Source organism: Planctomycetota bacterium (assembly GCA_038746835.1).
Taxonomy (GTDB): Bacteria; Planctomycetota; Phycisphaerae; order Tepidisphaerales; family Tepidisphaeraceae; genus JBCDKH01.
The window spans coordinates 1-20,160 of the sequence record JBCDKH010000050.1 but is presented as its reverse complement, the minus strand read 5'-3'; the positions used below and the strand labels follow the sequence as shown (position 1 = coordinate 20,160).

The 20,160-nt window shown below is 66.2% G+C and carries 15 protein-coding genes and 1 tRNA gene; 11 read left to right on the top strand and 5 right to left on the bottom strand.

The window, feature by feature from the left end:
- Positions 1 to 1,731: sugar-binding protein (locus AAGI46_07150; protein ID MEM1011982.1), on the bottom strand; the 1,731-nt coding region annotated here is incomplete at its 3' end.
- A gap of 478 nt (positions 1,732 to 2,209) precedes the next feature.
- On the opposite strand from AAGI46_07150, the gene fusA reads away from it, so the two are divergent.
- Together fusA and AAGI46_07140 are read left to right on the top strand one after the other, a co-directional pair.
- Positions 2,210 to 4,414 carry an elongation factor G gene (gene fusA / locus AAGI46_07145; protein MEM1011981.1) on the top strand — a complete coding sequence of 735 codons (2,205 nt, stop codon included), beginning with the start codon at positions 2,210 to 2,212 and terminating at the stop codon, positions 4,412 to 4,414.
- 329 nt (positions 4,415 to 4,743) lie between these two features.
- A complete protein-coding gene (locus AAGI46_07140; protein ID MEM1011980.1) occupies positions 4,744 to 4,914 on the top strand; it encodes a hypothetical protein in 171 nt (56 codons plus the stop codon).
- Positions 4,915 to 4,954: 40 nt separating this feature from the next.
- Here AAGI46_07140 and AAGI46_07135 read toward each other — a convergent pair whose 3' ends face one another.
- The gene (locus AAGI46_07135) at positions 4,955 to 6,019 is read right to left on the bottom strand and encodes a hypothetical protein (protein MEM1011979.1); all 1,065 of its coding nucleotides are present in this window, start codon (positions 6,017 to 6,019) and stop codon (positions 4,955 to 4,957) included.
- 67 nt (positions 6,020 to 6,086) lie between these two features.
- Here AAGI46_07135 and AAGI46_07130 point away from each other — a divergent pair, with 67 nt between their 5' ends.
- From AAGI46_07130 to phoU, 6 genes are all read left to right on the top strand, one after another.
- A complete protein-coding gene (locus tag AAGI46_07130; protein MEM1011978.1) occupies positions 6,087 to 6,734 on the top strand; it encodes a DUF6655 family protein in 648 nt (215 codons plus the stop codon).
- Between the two features lie 36 nt (positions 6,735 to 6,770).
- Positions 6,771 to 10,721: a hypothetical protein gene (locus AAGI46_07125; protein ID MEM1011977.1), complete on the top strand. Its 3,951-nt coding sequence runs from the start codon at positions 6,771 to 6,773 to the stop codon at positions 10,719 to 10,721.
- 156 nt (positions 10,722 to 10,877) lie between these two features.
- Positions 10,878 to 12,074, top strand: coding sequence for a prenyltransferase/squalene oxidase repeat-containing protein (locus tag AAGI46_07120; protein ID MEM1011976.1), 1,197 nt, complete (start codon positions 10,878 to 10,880; stop codon positions 12,072 to 12,074).
- On the top strand, positions 12,071 to 12,517 hold the full coding sequence (locus tag AAGI46_07115) for a GNAT family N-acetyltransferase (protein MEM1011975.1): 447 nt from the start codon (positions 12,071 to 12,073) through the stop codon (positions 12,515 to 12,517). Before AAGI46_07120 ends, AAGI46_07115 begins: the two co-directional genes overlap by 4 nt.
- Before the next feature lie 65 nt (positions 12,518 to 12,582).
- Positions 12,583 to 13,725 carry a hypothetical protein gene (locus tag AAGI46_07110; protein ID MEM1011974.1) on the top strand — a complete coding sequence of 381 codons (1,143 nt, stop codon included), beginning with the start codon at positions 12,583 to 12,585 and terminating at the stop codon, positions 13,723 to 13,725.
- Between the two features lie 72 nt (positions 13,726 to 13,797).
- Positions 13,798 to 14,466: a phosphate signaling complex protein PhoU gene (gene phoU, locus AAGI46_07105; GenBank protein ID MEM1011973.1), complete on the top strand. Its 669-nt coding sequence runs from the start codon at positions 13,798 to 13,800 to the stop codon at positions 14,464 to 14,466.
- A gap of 136 nt (positions 14,467 to 14,602) precedes the next feature.
- On the opposite strand, the gene alr is transcribed toward phoU, so the two are convergent.
- The gene (gene alr / locus AAGI46_07100; GenBank protein MEM1011972.1) at positions 14,603 to 15,805 is read right to left on the bottom strand and encodes an alanine racemase; all 1,203 of its coding nucleotides are present in this window, start codon (positions 15,803 to 15,805) and stop codon (positions 14,603 to 14,605) included.
- A 145-nt stretch (positions 15,806 to 15,950) separates the two neighbouring features.
- Between alr and AAGI46_07095 the strand changes: the two genes are divergently transcribed.
- Positions 15,951 to 16,136, top strand: a complete 186-nt coding sequence (locus AAGI46_07095; protein ID MEM1011971.1) for a hypothetical protein — start codon at positions 15,951 to 15,953, stop codon at positions 16,134 to 16,136.
- On the opposite strand, the gene AAGI46_07090 is transcribed toward AAGI46_07095, so the two are convergent.
- Positions 16,133 to 17,389, bottom strand: coding sequence for an alpha/beta hydrolase (locus AAGI46_07090; protein MEM1011970.1), 1,257 nt, complete (start codon positions 17,387 to 17,389; stop codon positions 16,133 to 16,135). The genes AAGI46_07095 and AAGI46_07090 overlap by 4 nt on opposite strands.
- 41 nt (positions 17,390 to 17,430) lie before the next feature.
- Here AAGI46_07090 and AAGI46_07085 point away from each other — a divergent pair.
- Positions 17,431 to 17,504 (top strand) — tRNA-Arg (locus AAGI46_07085).
- 141 nt (positions 17,505 to 17,645) lie between these two features.
- Here the strand turns inward: AAGI46_07085 and purF are convergent.
- Positions 17,646 to 19,130, bottom strand: a complete 1,485-nt coding sequence (purF, locus tag AAGI46_07080; protein MEM1011969.1) for an amidophosphoribosyltransferase — start codon at positions 19,128 to 19,130, stop codon at positions 17,646 to 17,648.
- 119 nt (positions 19,131 to 19,249) lie between these two features.
- Between purF and rsgA the strand changes: the two genes are divergently transcribed.
- On the top strand, positions 19,250 to 20,160 hold a 911-nt coding region (gene rsgA / locus AAGI46_07075), incomplete at its 3' end, for a ribosome small subunit-dependent GTPase A (GenBank protein MEM1011968.1).

The following is a 20,160-nucleotide window of genomic DNA, read 5'->3' as shown; positions in this document are numbered from 1 at the left end:
GAAGAACTGGTGATCGCTCGGCGTGAATCCACGAGCGGGCCGGCCTTCGGTTTCGGCGGACGTGCTGACGAACAGCTCGACCGCGTCCTGCGTCCACCACGGCCCCGTCGGCGGGGCGGCCTGGATTTGGCGGTCTGTCACCTCGACCGCGACGTAAAGCCCCTTCTCGTGCCAGCCGGCAAAGACCGTCGGCGTCGAGAGGTTCATCCGGTCGGCACCGATCGTCTCGCTCAACCGCACGCCTGCCACGCGGTGCTCGTCCGACCACTCCCGCAGCGAACCGTCGATCCGCGGCAGAGTCGTCAGGTACGGAATCGACCCGACCAGCGATTCCGTCGAAAACTCGGGACGCCACGCACCTTGGGCGTAGGGCGTCGCGTCGCCCGCGGCGTGGATGTCGTTTAGCTGCGGCGTCGTCCGACGCACGGCCTCGACGAGGATTTCGTACTCGTGGTCGTCGACGTCCACGACGCCGAAGTTCACGTCCTCTCCGTCGAGCGTGCGACCCGACGGCGGCTCGTCGTTCCACTGAAACCAATCGGCCCCGACGATGAACGGCACGGCCGCGAGGTGCTTGGTCATCAGCTCGTATCCGTCGGCCCGGGCCTGCTGGTCGGGCACCTGGGCGGCGAAGCCGAAGGTGTTGCGGTTGCCGCTGCGGCCGTCGAGAGCGTGGAACGAGTACTCGGTGACCATCACCGGCTGCCCGCCCGACTGCTCGTGCAGGCCGACGAACAGCTCGCGGTCGAGCCGGGCGTCTTCGACGTAGTAGTTGATGCTGACGGCGTCGGTCAGACCCTTCTGAGCCCGCACGACCTCCGGCGGCCCGTAGCCCTTGAAGCGAACGCCCAGGATGAGGTGGTTCGGGTCGTACTTCTTGACAAGTCGCGTCGTCAGCTCGAAGTAGTCGCGAGCGACGCGTTCGATGAAGGCACTCGACAGCGTGCCGTACGCCGGGTCAGGATGCGGCAGCGTCGTCCACCCGTCGAGCTCGTCGAAGCTCGCGATCGACGTCTGCCAGTCAGCGTTGAACGCCTCGACCGTCGGCCAGAGCTGGCGGATGGTGTCGATGACCGCCTGGCGATTCGGGTCGCCCGGATCGAGGTGGTCGAAGTAGTACGCCGGCCCGACGCGGTCGTCTCGCCAGGTCAGTTCGTTGTCGGTGAAGTAGCCGACAAGCGTGGTCGAATCACGCAGGTGCGAGACCTGTTTCTCGACGGCGTCCTCGATGACGGCGGCGAAGTCGGCGTCGTAGAGCCGCGTCTTGCCGCCGGCATGGGTCCAGAGCCAGAGGTTCAGGTCCCGCGTGATCGGCGTGTCGCTGTTGACGTCCGGGTCGTGGAAGACGGGGTGGCACCACGCACCGAAGCCCTTAAAGCCGGCCTCGATCACGCGGTCGTGCGTCCGAACGCCCCAGCCGGGCACGTCGCCTTCGGTGAGGCTGCCGGTGATCTGGCCGTGCCAGTCGCGGCTGACGTAGTGCGGCCCGAGTGCCCGCCGGCCTTGCTGGTAGGGAACGACCGTCGTCACGGTGTTCAGGAACTCCTTATCGCCGTCGGGCGAGAGGAACCACCAGGTGCCGTCATGCGTTCTGGCGAGTCGCCAAAAGCCGGGCGTGCCTTGGACCACGGCGAATTCGTCTGGAGCGTCGGTCGCGACGTCGCCGGATTGAGCCTGGACGGGCAGACTCAAAGCGAACAGGGCGACGCACAGGGCAGCGGTTCGGATCATCGGGACGGTCCCACTGACAATCACCCGACCGGGTCGGCCGGCGTGAGGATGGCCCCTTCGTCCGTGAAGGTGGCCCACTTCGTTATCGGACGCGTGGGCCTGCCTCATTCACGCGCTGCGAATCGACAAGTTGACGTCGATCGGGGGCAACTTGACCGTCGTGTCGTCCCGCCTAGCCTTCCGCGACCCGCAGGCCAAGGCCTGACGGAACCAATGTCGGTTCCGGCACCAGCCCAGCGGACGATGATGGCCACTTCCTGAGCCAGCTTCTGTTCTTCCGCCCGAGTTCCTCGGGCCCGCGTCGTTTGCTCGACGCGACCCTCCACAACCTATCCACTCGGCCTGTCGCATTCGTGCACAGCCGGGTGGAACCCGGCAGGAAGCTGCTCCTGCTGACGGCCCAGCTGCCGACGCAGCGGGTCAGCGGCGTCTCTGACGACCGCTTAAGCCACTACCAGACAGATTCTTACCCTTCAAAATGCCCCGCGATAACACCGTCCTTCGAAATATTGGCATTGCTGCACACATCGATGCCGGCAAGACCACCTGTTCCGAGCGAATCCTCTACTACACTGGACAAGTCCACAAGATGGGCGAGGTCCACGACGGCACCACCGTCACCGACTTCGACGAAGAAGAACGCCAACGCGGCATCACCATCTACTCCGCTGCCATCAGTGCCCCGTGGCTCTACGAGCAGCCGGCCGAGTGGCTCTACGGCGACGACACAGCCGCCAAGACGAGTGAGCAAGAAGACAACAAACAAGGCATCACCCGCAAGGGCGTGATGCACCAGATCAACGTCATCGACACGCCCGGCCACGTCGACTTCACCGCCGAGGTCGAGCGTTCGCTCCGCGTCCTCGACGGGGCCATCGCCGTCTTCGACGGTAAGGAAGGCGTCGAGGCCCAGTCCGAGACGGTCTGGCGTCAGGCGACCAAGTACAGCGTGCCTCGCATCTGCTTCATCAACAAGATGGACAAGATGGGGGCCGACTTCGAGTTCAGCTTCAACAGCATCAGAGAGCGGCTCGGTGCCCCAGCCGTCGCGGTCCAGTACCCGATCGGGCAGGGCAACGAGTTCCAGGGCTCGATCGACCTCGTCAAGGGCGTCGAGTACCACTACTCCGGCGAAGACCAGGGCACGACTGTCACCGAGAAGCCCATCAGCGACGAGAACAAGCCCACCTACGAAGCGTGGCGTGAAAAGCTCGTCGAGGCCTGTGCCGACGTCGACGATGCGATCGCCGAGAAGTTCCTCGAAGGCGAAGACGTCTCGATGGAAGAGATCAAGGCCGCCCTTCGCAAGGGCACGATCGAGTTCAAGCTCCACCCCGTCTTCTGCGGCTCGGCCCTCAAGTACGTCGGCGTGCAGAAGCTCATCGATGGCGTCATCGAGTACCTGCCCAGCCCGCTCGACCTCCCGCCGGTCAAGGCCATCGACGCCAAGGACCAGGAGACCATCGTCGAGCGTCACTGCGACCCCGACGAGCCGTTCTGCGGTTTGGCGTTCAAGATCGTCGCCGACAAGTTCGGCGAGCTCACGTTCGTTCGCGTCTACTCGGGCACGGTCGGCAAGGGAACCCGCATCCTGAACGTCAACCGCGACAAGAAGGAAAACCTCAGCCGCATCTTCCAGATGCAGGCCGACGACCGCATCGCCCTCGACCAAGGCGAGGCGGGCGACATCATCGCCTGCGTCGGCCTGAAGGACGTGCTGACGGGTGACACCATCACCGACGTCGACAACCCCGTCCTGCTGGAGCGGCCGACCTTCCCGGAGCCGGTCATCAGCATGTCGATCGAGCCCAAGAGCGCCGCCGACAAGCAGAAGCTGGGCGATGCCCTCGTGCAGATGCGTCGCGTCGACCCGACCTTCTTCGCCAATTACGACGAGGAAACCGGCGAAACCATCATCGCCGGCATGGGCGAGCTGCACCTCGAAATCATCCGCAATCGCCTCACGCGTGAGCAGAAGGTCGACGTGATCGTCGGCAAGCCGAAGGTCGCTTACAAGGAGACCATCACCGGCTCGGCCGAAGCTCGCGGCCTGTTCAAAAAGCAGACCGGCGGTAGCGGCATGTTCGGCGACGCGACCATCACCGTCGAGCCGTACACGCAGGAAGACTTCGACGCCGAGGAGAACCCCAAGTTCAAGTTCGTCGACGGCATGGCCTTCGAGAACAAGGTCGTTGGTGGTGCGATTCCGCGTGAGTTCATCCCGTCGGTCGAAAAGGGTGCCCGCGACGCGATGAAGACGGGTGTTCTGGCGAACTTCCCGATGCTCAACGTCAAGGTGACGCTCATCGATGGCAGCAGCCACGCCGTCGACTCCAAGCCCCCGGCCTACGAGCAGGCGGGCAGCCTCGCCTTCCGCGACGCTTCGACCAAGGCGGGCCTGGTCCTGCTGGAGCCGATCATGAAGGTCACCATCACGACCCCGGACGAGTTCTTCGGCAACGTCACCGGCGACCTCAACAAGCGTCGCGGCCTGATCCTCGACCAGCGGACCAGCGGCAACACCCGCGTCATCGAGGCCGAGGTTCCGCTGGCCGAAATGTTCGGCTACACGACCGAGCTCCGCAGCATGTCGCAGGGCCGAGCCCAGAGTGCGATGGAGCCGCTGAAGTACTCACCCGTCCCGAACAACGTCCAGAAGGCCGTCCTCGAAGAGGTCGGCTAATCTTTGGCCCAGCCGCCTGAACCCCGAAGCCCCGCGGCTCTCCGCGGGGCTTTTTTGCTTTTTGTCGCCTTTGGTTGCGTCGAGCCAGCAGCGTTTCGAGATGATGCGGCATGGTGAAGGCGCGGGGCGTCGACGGGATTCCGTGTGGTGTCGACGTTTTGGTTTGAACTGTTGCCCGCTGGGTGCTGCCCGCTGCATGGTCGATCCGGCGGATCGCTTCGCTCACCGCACGGCGTCGGGGTTCGTTGAAACTCGTCGGAGTCCGTCGAAGGTCGGTGTCGAGGACGACGGACCGCCGGCGTGGGGAACTCGGCTCGTAGAGTCGCCGCATGCTTCCGGGACTCGTCGGTGGCCTCGCGTTCGGCGGGCTGTTGATTTACGTCGGCTTCCGCTACCTCCGCGGCGATTGGTCGGCGGCGTCGATCGAGGATCGGCCCGAAGACTCCGCGTATGACGAAGACGACGACGGCTGGGACGACGACGATCCCGATCGGCCGTAGTCAGAGCCGGAAAGCTCAAAGGAGATAGCTTTCCGTTTTCTCACAGCCGCATTTCGAAGGAGACGCGGATGAACGGGCCGGTGTTGATTTCGCTGAGGAGCGTCAGGTTTCGCGTGTCGTAGCCGGTCTCCAGGCGGCGGTCGAAGTCCCAGCCGCCGGCGATGAGGAAGCGGACCTCGTCGGCCTCGGGCTCGATGCTGAAGCCGACCTCGGCCAGCGACTGGAAGAAAAAAACCCGGCGGTTCCCGTTGCCCAGCTCGTCCCAGTGGGCGGCCGTCGCTCGGCGGCTGACGGCTCCGTAGATTTGCACCGGCGAGCCCTCGAACGTCGCGAAGTCGAACGCGACACGCCCGCGAAGATCGTCCGGAACCGACAGGTCGATGTTCACGCTGAACGGCCCGGCCGGGTCCCACTGCAACCCCGTCAGCGGCAGGCCAAGGGCGTAACTCAGCTGACTGTTGACGCGTTTGCGGTATTGGAAGCCCGGCAGCGGAATGTCGGGCAGGAACGTCCGGTTGCCGTCGTAGTTGAGCACCAGCCCGAAGGCGTCGCCGCTCTCCCAGGTCCGTCCGATAACGAAGTTGGCTTGGCCGTAGAGGGCGTTGCCGTCTTCGCGGAGGAAGGGTGCGATGTCCTCGCCGTCGGGCGGGGCGTCGACGTCGAACGGGCTCGACGAGCTCGCGGCCGACGCGTAGCCGACGCCGAGCGTCACGCCGCCGATCCACTCGTCGATCTTGAAGATGCCCATGCCAAATCCGACCGATCCGTCACTGAGTCGGCGTGGAAACTCGGGGTCGAGCGTGTCGAACGCGAGCGTCGTGAGCTGGGCACCGAGCCGCGGCTGAGCCTGTGCCAGGCCGGAATCGCTACGTCCGGGCGAGAGTCGTAGCCGGCCGGCCAGACGGAGTTGGTCGAAACGCAGGTCGAAGTCGTTGCCCATCGCATCGACGCCGCCGGTCTTGGTGGGCAGGCCGACGAACCAGGCGGTTTCGAGTTCGAACTGGTCTTCGCGTCGGAACTCGTCCAGCAGGATCGCCGGGCCGGTCTGAGCCAGCAGCTGCGGCGTGAGGCACAGCACGACAAGCAGCAGCAGGCGGCACGGCACACGGTCAGCGTAGTTGGTCGCCACCGCACGGCTTCCATCCGAGGGCGTTCCGACCTACAACGTGGCCTTGCTTCGCTTTGTCCTGCCGCTTCTGCTGTTGCTCGCCGGTTGTGCGACGATCCGCGTGACGGACCCGCCGCAGACAGCGGACGAGCAATTCCTTCAGAGCGAGGCCATCCGCGAGGCCGTGGCACAGCTCGCCTTCAGTGCCCTGCGTGATCGCAAGGTCTTCCTGAGCGATGAGTACCTGCTGACGGATGAGGAGATCGCTGTCGCCGTCACGGGCATTGGTGCGGTTCCGCAGTACGAGCGGCTGTTTCTGCTTGCGGAGCTGCGGAATCGCATGCTGATCGAAGGCGTTGAGCTGGCCGACTCCGTCGAGGCCGCGGACGTCATCCTCGAGGTCCGCAGCGGTGCGATCGGCGTGAACCGCGAGGACTTTCTCCTGGGCATTCCCGGTGCGAACCTGCCCGCAGGCCAGGTCGACGTTGGCAGCGTGACGGCCCCGGTCATCCTGCCGGAGCTGGCAATTTTGCGGAACATCAAGCAGAAGGGCTTCGCGTCGGTTTCCATCACGGCCTATTTCAAGGACACGGGAGAACTCGTCGCCAGCAGCGGCCCATTCGTGGGTCGCACGCGTCGCACCGACTTCTACTTCTTCGGCATCGGCCCGCGGACGACGGGCAACATTCCGCCCACGGAAGAGGGCGAGTAGCGGCCTCCTTCCCGCCGCGATCACTAGGCTTCTGACTTGGCAGACGAGGACGAGTCTCCACCAGCTGAAGAGGCGAAGGAGCGGCCTTCACCTCCACAGCCTCAGCACGTCATCATTGACAGCCCGCACGGCTTTTTCGGGCGGTGGATCAGGCGAGTCTTCAAGGCGATTACGCTTCTGCTGGTGCTGATGCTGATCGCGTTCGTCGGCATCACAGTGCTGTTTCAGACGTCGCTGGCACGAGTTATCGCGGCCGACGTCGCGACATCGACCGCGGGTCTGGACGTCACCATCGGCGACCTCGACATCGGCTGGGGGGGCGGCATCACGCTGAGCGACCTCGTCGTCCGCCTCCCAGGCGAAGCCGAAGAGCAAGGCCCACTCGTCCTCGAGGTCAAGACGATCTTCACGAAGATCCCGCCGCTGCCGTTGGCGGCGCTTCAAGGCATCGTCGGTGCCATCCCCTCGCCAAGCCTGGTCGAAGTCGACGACGTGACGGTCCACATGACCGAGGTCGACTCCGGCGTGTGGAGCGTCCTGCGGGCGATCGAGCTCGCGTCCGGTGCCGGCGGTGGTGGATCGTCGGGGTCGGCACCCGACGCACCCAAGAGTGCGATCTCCCTGCCGCCACTACCGGAGTTGCGGCTGAGCGATGCCAAGGTTGTCTTCCAAAATCTCAACGGCGACGAGAGCCGACTCGAAGCCTTGTCACTGCACGGCCGGGCGTTGTCGCCGCTGGTGTACCAGTTCGACGTCTCGACCGATGACGGGCCGTTGGCCGCAGTCGCCAAGCTGACGCCGCACAACGGGCTGACGCAGGAGGCGTCGCTGCGTGTCACGCCCGAGCTGGCGGCAGCGATCGCCCCGTTCGTCGGCCTGCCGGAACTCGACGTCGATGTCGCCTGGTCGGGCAAGTTCACCAGCGACGGCGGCATCGACGGCATGGTGACGTTCGAACCGACGACCCAGGTCGCCGGCATCGGAGCGGCCGGCGATGTCGGGTTCAGACTGCTGCCCGACGGCACGATTCTGGTCGAGCCGCCCAACGTGACCGACGGCGACGATCGACGCCTTCGCCTGACGAACCTGCCCGGCCTGACCAAACCCGCCGAAGTGATCGCGGGCGTCCTTCGCGTCACGCCCGAGGCCGTCGTCGTCGACAGGCTTCTGCTCGACGCGGTCGACGGCAACGTGCTAATCGAAGAGGCCGTTTACGACCTTGCCAACCAAACGGCGACGGCGTCGGTGGCGTTTCAGCAGATCGCCCCAACGGCCGACATGGTCATCGACGGCACGCTCCAGGCCGACCTCTGGTACGGCCGATTCGGCGAACCTCGTGCGAGGGCGGCGGTCGACTTTGGCGGCACGGCGCAGGGCCGATCGTTCGAAGACGGCTCAGCCGCGATCGACGTCACCGGGTACAACTATCGCGATTTTCGGACGCTCGACATCGAAGTCAGCGTTCCGGACGGCGTGCTGACGCGTGACCCGGAAGGCGTCGAGTTCCCCGTCCCGCCGATCCAGTCGCTGGTCCGCGTCCGGCTCGATGCTGGTCGCGACGACGTGGACGATCCGCACATCGAACTCGCCCAGCTCCAGGCGTCGGGAAGTGCCGGCTCCGTCAAGGCTCAAGGCATCTACTACCTGCCCCAGCCCGACCACGAAAACGAAGCCAAACGCCCGGCCAACTACGGCGTCTGGGTCGAGGCCGAGGGCCTGCAACTCACGCTGCCACGCATGGCCGAGCCGCTGGGACTTCGCCTCGGCGTCGTCGCCAAGGGTCAGATCGACGACGACGGCCTGCATCCCGTTGAAATCACCAGTTTGTACGGGCGCTACGGCGACATCGACCTGTTCGGCGACGGGCTGTTCCTGCCCACACCGACCGACGACACGCCGCCGCTGTCGATGCAGCTGACGTTGCTGCGTCGTGAGCTGGAGGCTGGCGACGGTGAGGCGTCCAACGCCGCCGCAACCGGTATCGCCGGCGATCTGACCGCGTCCCTGGAAGTCGTCGGCTCGATCGCCGACCTCGACCTGACCGCCAAGGGCGATCTGTCGGCCGCCAAGTTTGCAATCGGGCCATACGAGCTGGGCGATGCCAGCACGTCGATCGATGCCCGCGTCACAACGGATCAGCTTGACGTGCTCGCCGCGGGCAGCGACTTCTTCGGAGCCAAGCTGTCGCTCGACGTCGACGTTCCGTTCAACGAAGACGAGCCCGGCCTCGTCAAGCTGGACCTGGACGGCTTGTCCGTCATGCGGCTGGGCGAGGTCGCCGACATCGAGGTCGCGGGCGAGACGCCGACAGGCATCATCGACGTCGACTTCGAGGCCAGGCTCAACGGCTTCGCCCCCGACACGATCCGGGCGGCCGGCGAGATTGTCGTCCGCGATCTCGCCATCGCCAACGCTGAGCTCACGGACCGAATCGTCCTCTCGCCGGTCTACCTCGCCAACAAGCTGACGCTGCCGATCGAGATGAGCCGGACGGTCCCGATCGGCCTGCGGAACAACGAGGAGCTTGCCAGGCTGCTGCAGGCTCAGAACGACGACGACCTCGACGGTTTCGAGCCGACTCGCACACTGTCGCTGTCGTTGGAGTACGACCTCGATCGTCCCGACGAGTTGATCGTCGCCGGCATCAAGGCTGACGCGTTTCCTGTGGTGCCCAAGCCGGGAGCCCTCGGCGAGGGCGTCGTCGGCGCGGGCCTCGTCTCGCTCGACAGCGAAGCACTCGTCGTCACGTTCGGTGGCGAGGAGTCGTCGCTCGTCGTCGAAGGCGGACTCGACCTCGGCTTCGACTTCCTCACCGGCCCGACGGCGCTCGGCCTGGGCACGCTGCTCACGACCGACGTCGCCATCACTGCGTCCGACGGCAAGATCGAACTCGACACGCTTCGCGGCGAACTTCCAGGCGTCGCCACGCTCACTGGCGGCGGGACGTTGCAGCTGGCTGACATCGCGGGGCAGAGCCGCATCTGGATCGACGGCGACCTGAAGCTCGACACGCTCGCCCAGCGGCTCGACCTGCCCGAAGGCGGCCGGGGCGATCTCGACTTTGGCCTCGTCGTCCAGCCGGCGCCCGGTGAGCGTCCACGCGGCGAGGTGCTCGTCGACTTCTCGTTCTCCGGCCGGGACGCCCGTTGGCGCAGCGTCGAACTCGACCGCGGTCAGTTCATGGCGTTCCTCAGCCGGGCTCCGCGACTCGACGGCTCGCCGCCGCAGGGTGCGTTCGACTTCACGGTCATGTCGACCGAACGCATCCGAATCCTCGCGGCGGGCGGGACGCTGGACGGCTACGCCAAGTTCCGCGATCGACGCGTCCTGGACAGCAACGGCCAGCTCGTTGGCGACCGGTTCATCCAGAGCACGCTCGACGGACGCGGGCTCGACATCGCCCAAATCGCGGGCCTGGCCGAACGCGATGCCCGCGGCGCCCTCGACTTCGGCGTCGAGCTGTTCGGCCCGATCGGTTCGCTCTCCGAAGAGGACGCCGCCCGCATGGTCGGCGGCGACGACGCCTCGTCCAGCGTCATCGGCCGCTTCAACGGCGGCGGGTTCCTTCGCGTTCGCGACGGCCGTCTGGCGACGCTCAACTTCTTCCGCGTCATCCTCGATGCCACCCGGTTCGTGAAGCTATCTGCCCGCGATCGCCTCGACGCACGGTTCCGCCTGGAGTCGGGCGACCTGTTCATCACGTCCGGCGTGGCGTTTGTCGACGGCATCGAGATCCGCGGCAATTTGGAGATTCGCCAGCTCTTCACGAACTCCACCACCCAGCCCATCAGCGGTGCCGTGATCGTCCTGGCCAAGCCGCTTGCGGCGATCAATCTGCCGTTCTTCGCCCAGGCTCAGGAAGCCCTGGACGTCCTCCAAGCCAACGCCACCGCCCTCCGCCTCGGCGGCACCCTGACGAACCCGACCGCGGTCCCAGCCCTGTTCTCCGACTTCGGAAGCACGCTCGGAGCGTTGATCGGACGGTGATGCGTAGCTGCTAGCGATTAGCGACTAGCGACTAGCGACTAGCGACTAGGAGATGGAGACTTCAAGACTCCGAAGCCGTGAGCAGAGCGAAGCGTCGCTCCGGGTCCGACCGACCACGCGTTCCGCTAAAAATCGTCGCCCGGTACAGTTCACCCCATGCGAACGCTCCTCACCTTCGGGCTCTCCGCACTCGTCGCAATCGCGTCCTCGACAGGCGCCAACGAAACCGTCGACCAGGGACGTGAGCTCGCCACGAGCGGACTCGCCTTCCTGCAGCAGCAACAGCAACCCGACGGCACCTGGCAAGCCGACGAACGCGTTCCGCCTGCCGTGACGGCGCTGGCACTGCGAGCCTTCGTCGGCAACGACGCCTACGCGCCCGACAGCCCGCTCGTCCGACGCGGCTTCGACGCACTCGTCGCCCAACAGGTCGAAGACGGCGGCATCTACGACGACCTGCTCGCCAACTACAACACCGCGATCAGCACCACGGCCCTCGCCGAGGCACGCCGGAAGGCCGGCGACGACCGCTACACCGACACCATCGACGCGGCCGTCGCGTACTTGCGTCGCCTGCAGTGGACGCCCGAAACCCAGGCCGACTTCGAAGGCGAGGAGCTGTCGCAGTCGGTCTCGGGCGAGGACGACCCGTTCTTCGGCGGCTGGGGCTACGGCGGACGCTCACGCGGTACCGGCCGGCCCGACCTGTCCAACGCGGCCATGGCTCTCGAAGCCCTGCACGAAGCCGGCGTTCCGTCAGACGACCCGGCCTTCGAGCGTGCCCGGATGTTCGTCAGCCGACTGCAGAATCGCAGCGAGAGCAACGACCAGCCCTGGGCCGGCAACGACGGCGGATTCGTTTACTCGCCCGACGAGGACCGATCCGGCGAGAGCTTCGCCGGCGAAACCACGACGCCCGACGGCGACAGGCGTCTCCGCAGCTATGGCTCGATGACCTACGCGGGCCTGAAGAGCATGATCTACGCCGGCCTCGACGCCGACGACCCACGCGTCCTCGCCGCCGTCGCGTGGGCGGGTGACAACTGGACCCTCGACGCCAATCCCGGCATGCGACTGGCCAGCGAAAATCAGGCCGAGTGGGGGCTGTTCTACTACTACCTCATGGTCGCCCGGTCGCTCGACGCGTACGACCAGCCCGTCCTCGACACGATCGACGGCCCGGTTGACTGGCGGCTCGCACTCATCGACGCCCTGGCCCAGCGGCAGAACACCGACGGCAGCTGGTCGGGCAATCCCAAGTGGCGTGAGAACGACCCGACGATGGTCACCGCCTACTCGGTGATCGCCCTCAACGCCGCCCTCAAGGACCTCGCCGAGCACCCGCCCGAGTGATCGCCGTTCGTCCCATCGCCGCCGACCAGACGCACGACCTGCGGCACCGCATCCTCCGTGCGCACCAGCCGCCCGAGGCGATGGTGTACGACGGCGACAAGGAACAGACGTCGCGACACTTCGGTGCCTTCGACTCAGACCAAATCGTCGGCATCGCAACGCTCCACCGACGCCCCATGCGTGGCAGCGACGCGGGCCACGACGATCTCCAACTCCGCGGCATGGCGGTTGACGATTCTCACCGCGGCACCGGCGTCGGCCGATTGCTACTCGAGGCGTGCCTCGACCACGCCGGTGACGTCGGTGCCCCACGACTCTGGTGCAACGCCCGCGTCTCGGCGACTCAGTTCTACCTCAGGATGGGTATGCAACAGCGTGGCGATCGCTACGACGTTCCCGACGTCGGACCCCACGTCCTGATGGTGATCAAACTCGACATCTGATTCCCACGCTTAGCGGTGGGCGAAGCGAGTCCTCGCCGCATGACACGCCGCTCCTAACTTCCTGCGTGCCTTCGAAGCCCGACGTCTTCCTCAGCTGCGCCGAAGCCTCCGGCGACATGCACGCGGCGGGACTGGCAAAGGCACTGATCGCCAAACGTCACGACCTCACCATCGAAGCCGTCGGCGGCCCGCGACTGGAGGCGGCAGGCGTTCCGCTCGTCCACGACACCGTCACCAGAGCCCGTTTCGGCGTGACCAGCTTCCTGCGGGCCGGCGAGGTCTGGTCGATGCTGCGGACGCTTCGCCGACTCTGGCAGGCGTCGCCGCCGGGCCTCGTAGTCGCGTGCGACTCGTGGACGATGAACAAGCACGTCCTGGCCCTGGCACGCGAGGTCGGCTCGGAGACGATGTACTACGTCAGCCCACAAGTCTGGGCGAGTCGGCCGGGACGCGTCGAAAAGCTTCGACAACTCGCGACCCGCGTCGCCTGCATCCTGCCATTCGAGGAGGCCTGGCTTCGCGAACGTGGCGTCGATGCGACCTACGTCGGCCATCCGCTCTTCGACGACCAGCCGGCCGTCGCGTCACGCGAGACGAGTCCGAGCGTCGACGGCCCGGTTCGACTCGCACTGAACTTCGGCAGCCGGCTCAACACCGTCAAAGCCAACCTGCCCGGCCTCGTCGCCGCGGCGGATCAGCTTCGCAAGTCGCACGACATCGCCGCCGTCACCACGCCGACCGTCGCTGCGACGCATGACCTCGTCACCTCGCTCATTCCGAGTTGGATCGAAGCCAGACGCGACGCGTTCGACGACGTGCTTGGCGAGGCCGATCTGTGCCTGACGACCAGCGGAACGGCGACGCTCCACACCGCGGCACACGGCGTGCCGATGGTCATCGTTTACCGCGGAAGTCAGTTTCTCTGGGAAATCATCGGCAAACGCATCGTCCAGACGCGCACCTTCGGGCTGGTCAATCTGCTCCACCCGTCCTTTGCCAACGGCACACGCGTCGTCGACGAGCACATACCGTGGTCCGGCGACCCGGCACCGATCGTCGCCTCGGCCGAGCGACTGATGGACGATCGCGACGCCTTCGAGACGGTCCGACGTCGCCTGGCCGAGGTGGTCGATCCGCTCCGCGACGGGCACGCCGGACAGAAGGCGGCAGCGATTGCGTTGGAGCTCTTGAACCGAGAACTGGCGTAAAACTCCGAGAGAATTGGCCGTTTCGGTTCGAGAAGCGTAAACTGACCCTTACCGCTTGCCATGGGATGGACGATGCGTGACAGGTTCGAAAAGCTTCGGCTCGACTCGGCAAGGATGGCCGGCGAAGTGCATCGCATGGTCTGCGATGCCAGTGCCGCACTCGTCCGCGGAGACATCGCACTCGCCCGCCGCGTCGTCGACGGCGACGTCCTGATCGACGAGGCCGAGATGCGCATCGAGCGTGATGCGATCGATCTATTGAGCCTCTACCAACCCGTCGCGACCGACTTCCGATCGGCCCTGATGACGCTGCGTGTGAACACGGAGCTCGAGCGCATCGCCGACTGTGCCGGCAACGTCGCGGCCCAGGTCGTGCCGATGACCAGCGAGGCCGCACGTGCCGATCGGCCGTACCGCTTGCCGGGCGCACTTGGAGGCCTCGCGACGGCTGTCGAGGAACTGATGGGCCGTGCTCTTCAGGCGTACAACCTGGCCGACGTTGGCCTGGCCGAGTCGACGATCTCGGGCGACGAGCGGTTGGACGCGCTCTACACGCAGTCGCTGCAGGACGCCGAGTTCGACCTCGTCGGCCTCGCAGAGCGACGCGAGCGACACCTGCCAATCATCATGGCCGCCAAAAACCTCGAGCGCATCGGCGACCACTGCACGAACATCGCCGAAGCCGTTCTCTACGTCGCCCGAGGCGAACTCGTCCGGCATCGCCACGCCGAAGCGGTCTGACTCTGGTCGTTGGTGAGTTGGTTTTCGATCGGGAGCGGGTTTCCGGAACCGAACCAGGTAATCGATTGGCACCGCGAGCTTCGAGGCTCGCTGCCCTCACCGCTAAACGGCCGAGTGTTGAGTCGGGTGACGGTCTTCATACCACCTCGCGTCGCACTCGGTTTCCGATGTGGCACAGGAGTTCGTACGGAATCGTGCCGCAGCGTGTCGCAAGCGACTGCACGCTGCACGGGCTTGTCGGATCGTCGTCGAACAGCACGACCTCGTCGCCGGGACGGACGTCGGGCAGGTCGGTGACGTCGATCGTCACGTAATCCATGCTCACCCGGCCGACGACGGGGCAGAAAACGTCGTCCTGACCGCCGCGAGGCAGGCGAACGACGGCCTGGCCTGACAGGGCACGCGGGTAGCCATCCGCATAGCCAACCGGCAAGAGGGCGATGCGCGTAGGCCTGCGTGCGACGAAGGTGCGGTTGTAGCCCACACTCGCACCGGCCGGGACGTCGCGGAGGGCGAGGATCGGTGCGACCAGCTTGCCGACGGGCTTGAGCGGACTGGTCGAAACGGCGCGATCGTCTGGATGGATGCCGTACAACGCCAGTCCGACGCGGGCGAGGTCGCAACCGTCGGCGGCCCCATGACCGGCGAGCGTGCCGCCGCTGTTGGCGACGTGTCGGACGACGCCGCGTGGCAGCCGATCTTCGACAGGGGCGAGTGCCTCGTGGAAGAGCCAGATCTGATCGTCGCTGTACGGCTCGTCTGCAAGCTCGCCGTCGGTCAGATGCGTGCCGAGGCCGACGAGTTTGAGCGCCGGCTGACGCAGGACGGCGTCGATGGTCTCGGAGAACCGTTCGGGCACGCACATCTCGCGGCTCATGCCGGTGTCGAGCATGACCTGCACCATCGCACGCGAGCCGAGACGTTCCGCACGACGTGCGACGTCGCCGGCGGCCTCGGGTGAGATGACGCTGAGCCAGACGCCGCGTCGGATGGCTTCGTCGATGCGCTTGGCCTCGTCGCCGCCGAACGCCCAGACCAGCTCGGCCGGCCGGAGGCACATCGTCGGCACGTCGTGGCTCGGCAAAGCCAGTGCCTCGCCCAGCGACGCCACTGCGAAGGCGGCGGGCACGTTGGTCGGCTCGTCGCCGGAGAAGAGGGCGTCTGCGACACCCGTCATGCCGTGGCCGTAGGCGTTGGCCTTAACCACCGCGACGAGCTCACTGCCGGCCGCCTGTCGGAGGAGGCTGAGGTTGTGCAGCAAGTTCTTGCGAGAAACGACCCATCGCGCTCCGTCCCCGATCGTGGTGTGGGCGGCGATACGGCTGACGGGGCGACTCACGGGGCGAACGTTACTGCGGCGTGCGGGGTGTGGTGTCAGTTGCGGGCATTTCCGCGGTACTCATAACGCCGACACGCCGGGCCGATAACTCGATCGGTCGGTGTGTGCCGGATCAACAACCGCCGTCATGTCGATGAACAAGCACATGTCCACGCCCACGGCATCTGCCTCCTGGTCGCAGCCGCAACATGGGGATTCGGCCCGAGACAGCGGGTCGGACGAGCGGTCGCGAGGCAGCTTCTGGGGGAGTGCCGCCGCTGCCGCCGCCGACCTGCTCCTCGCCGCCGCCGCACTGGCTGCCTTGGCCGGCGGGGCGATCGCGTTCCTCTAGCCGGCAGACGCCAACGTCGGCAACACCGACGCATCTCGGAAGAAGCGGATGACCGCATCGATCGCAGCCGGCGAGGTCACCGTCTCGGCGTGGCTCTCTTCCTCCAGCCAAAACGACCGCCGAGGCTCGGCCGCCGCTTCGTACAACGCCCGGCCGCGGACGAACGGGATGATCTCGTCGCGAAACGAGTGCACGATCAACACCGGCGTCGGCCAGAGCGTCTGCACATCGTCGGCCGGCTTGTGACGCCAGAGCGGCCGGCCCGAATGGACCGACAGCAGCGGAATCGCGACCGACTCCGTCAACGCACGCAGCGGCGGGACCAGGCGAAACTGCCGGCCGACGATCGAGTCGACCAACTGCGGCAAGTCGTCGAACGAGTCGATGATCGCGACCGCCTCGAAGCCCGCGTCGTCGGCTGCTGCGCCCAGGACGGCTGCCCCGCCCATGCTCATGCCCAGGCCGTAGACACGAACCGGTTCGTCTCCTTGACGCCGAATCCAGTCGACGGCGGCGAGGACATCGAGCCGCTCGCGATCGCCGAAGGTCGAGAGCCGGCCGTCGCTGTCGCCGTGGGCACGCGGGTCGATGATCAGCACGTCGTAGCCGACCGACCGAATCGCCTCCGCCGACGGTAGGGCGTCGGCCTTGCCCGAGCCGAGTCCCGGGACGACGAGGACGACTTCGCTGCTGGTCTGCCGTGAAAGACTCGGCAAGAAGAGCCCGGCGATCGTCAGGCCGTCGGTCGTTTCGAACTGGACCTCGACCGATGTCCCGCCCGGCAGGGCCTGTGCCGATGTCGCCGGCCGGTAGACCATCGCCGCTGACGCGAGGATGGGCAGCCCGATGACCAGCATCAGGACCAGCCGAATGCCGCGTGCGACCGCGAAGATTGACCGCCGCGGATATCGGCCTCGACCCTCGGCGACGATCGTCGCGAGTCGTTGAGTTCCGAACGTGATGAGGAGATCAATGCCCTTGAGCACGCCCAGCAGACCGATCGCCAGCCAGGCGGTCACGACTGCCACGCCCGGCCGAATCGCGGTAACGTCGCCCGCGACAAGCAAGGCATAGCCGACGACGAGACCGAATCCGATGATCGCCCCGGAGACGCATGTCGCGATGACCCGCGACCGCCAAGCCTTCCTACGCAGCCCGATCACGATCAACACGAGCGGGCCAAGCGTGTAGAGCCCGACGACGCCCCAGTGTGCCATCGTCAACCACCACGGAGCCTCGTCGACCGACGCCATCGCCACACGTTAGCGACGCCGACCGCTATGCTTCGCTTGCCGCCCGCATAGCTCAGTTGGATAGAGCACGGCTTTCCTAAAGCTGAGGTCGCAGGTTCGAGCCCTGCTGCGGGTAATCAGGCGCTTTCCAACGCGGACCCGGAGCGACGCTGCGCTCTGCTCATCGGCTTCGATGAGTGACTGAATCGAGGTCTTCAGGTCCCGAAGCCGCAGAGCAGAGCGAAGCGTCGCTCCGGGTCTGGATGGACTCCACCGCTCAGCTGAACATCTTCAGCTGTCGTCGCTCGAAGCTGAACTTCCCGTAGGTCTCGTCGACAGGGACCCGGTACTCGCCCGTCCAGCATGCGGTGCAGGCGTTCTGCTCACTCAGCCCTGCAGCATCGAGCATGCCTTCGAGCGAGAGATAGTGGAGCGAGTCGACCTCGAGCGCATCCGCGATCTCGTCTTGCGTCTTGCCGGTGGCGATCAGCTGCTTGTTGTCGGCAAAGTCGATCCCGTAGTAGCACGGATGCCGAATCGGCGGACAGCTGATCCGCAGATGGATCTTCCGAGCCCCGGCCCGACGTAAGGCCCGCATCTTCGACAGCGTCGTCGTGCCGCGGACGATCGAGTCGTCGACGACGACGATCTCCCGGTCCTTGATCAGCTCGCCGATGATGTTGAGCTTCAGCGACACCATCCGATCCCGATCGCCCTGTGACGGCAGGATGAACGTCCGGCCGACGAATCGGTTCGGGACGATCGCCTCTTCGAACGGCAGGGTCGACTCCTTGGCAAACCCGAGCGCCGCACTCCGGCCAGAGTCGGGCATCGGCATCACACAGTCGGCCTCCGGCGCCGGAGCCTCCTGGGCCAGCCGCCGGCCCATGGTTTCGCGAACGCGGTGCACGTTGCGACCCCAAAGCACGCTGGCCGGGTTGGCGAAGTAGACGTGCTCGAAAGCACATCGCGCCCGGACACGATCTGGCGAGTCGTACCGCCGGCTCGTCACGCCGCGATCGTCGAGCGTGACGATCTCGCCCGGCTCGATGTCGCGGACGAACGCCGCGTTGATCGCGTCGAACGCACACGTCTCGCTCGCGACGACGTACTCGCCCGTCGGCAGCTGCCCGAGCGACATGGGCCGAATGCCCAGCGGATCCCGCGCCGCCTCGATGCGGTCCGGGAAGAGGAACACCAGACTGAACGCGCCCTGAAGATGCTGCAGCACGTGCGCCAGCGGATCGGCCTTGGCCGCGTGACGAGGGCGGGCGAGCATGTGGACGATCACCTCGGTGTCGGTGCTCGTCTGAAAAATCGCCCCTTCCTCCTCGTACTCACGCCGCAACCGCGATGCGTTGATCAGGTTGCCATTGTGGGCAATCGCGACGGGGCCGAGGTGGAACCGTTGCAGCAGCGGCTGGGCGTTGCAGACCTGGCTGGAGCCCGTGGTCGAGTACCGCACGTGCCCGACGGCAGCATGGCCGTGCATCTGCTTCAGCAGATCAGGCTTGAAGACCTGGTTGACCAGGCCCATCGCGGCGTGGCCCATCAGGTCGTGCCCGTCGGTGACGGCAATGCCGGCCGACTCCTGGCCGCGGTGCTGCTGGGCGTAGAGCCCCGCAAACGTCACTTGTGCCGCGGCGTCGGGCTGGTCTGGCTGGTGCGTACCCCAGATGCCGAAGACGCCACACTTTTCCTTCTTCTCCTCGCCGTCCGGCAAGCTGGGCGGGCGTTCGAGAACGCGAAGCGGAACGGGCACGCGGCGACTCTACCCAGCCCGCACGCCTCGACCAGAAGCCTTGCGCTTGGCGCAACATGGCGGCCGAAGTTGGCAAGTTCTGTGGGTCGCAAACGGCGAATCCGGTACGCTCCGCCCCGTTGCCCCGACGCCGACCGCGAGACAAGGACTTCAGCGACCTCCTGCTCGACGAGCAGTCAGGCAGCCGGGCGGCGGACCACGATGATCGCGGGTCGGGCTCCCAGAAGTTCGGCAAACGCTCGAAGTACCACCAGCAGAACAAGACCCTTCGCACCGCCGCCGACAGGCATGCCGACGCACGACTGGCCGCGGAGAAGAAAGCGCTGCCGATCGGCGATGTTCGGCAAGTCCACTCGCTCTTTTCCAGCGTCGAAGATGACGCCGGCGAGATCGTGCTCTGCACCAGCCGGCGAACCATGCGGAAGGTCATCGCCGAGACCGACGGCGAGATCTGCGTCGGCGATCGCGTCCGCTTCCGTCGCACCGGCGGCACCACGCGACTGACCGAGTCCGAATCCCTCGACGGCCAAAGCCATCTTCTGCCCGAGGGCGTCATCGAAGCCCTGGAGCCACGGCGGACGGTTTTGATGCGAGCCGACTCGTTCGACGAGAACAAGCTCGACCCGATCGTCGCCAACGCGGACCAGTTCGTCATCGTCGTCGCGATGCACGATCCTTATCCGCGTTGGGGCCTGGTCGACCGCATGCTCGTCGCGGCCCAGACCGGTGGGCTGGTGCCGATCGTCGTCGTCAACAAGGCCGACCTGCGCGATCAGGCCGACGCACCCGAGGAGACCGACGCGGCTGTCGCGCACTACCGAAAGCTCGGCATCGCCTCGATCCTGACCAGCACGACGTCGAACGAGGGACTCGACGAGCTGCGGACCGCGCTCGCCGGCAAAACCAGCGTGCTGGCCGGCCACAGCGGCGTAGGCAAGAGCTCCCTCGCGTCCGTGCTCGACCCGCGGCTCGATCTCCGCGTCGGCGAGACCAGCGAGATGCACTCCAAGGGCAAACACACCACGACCAG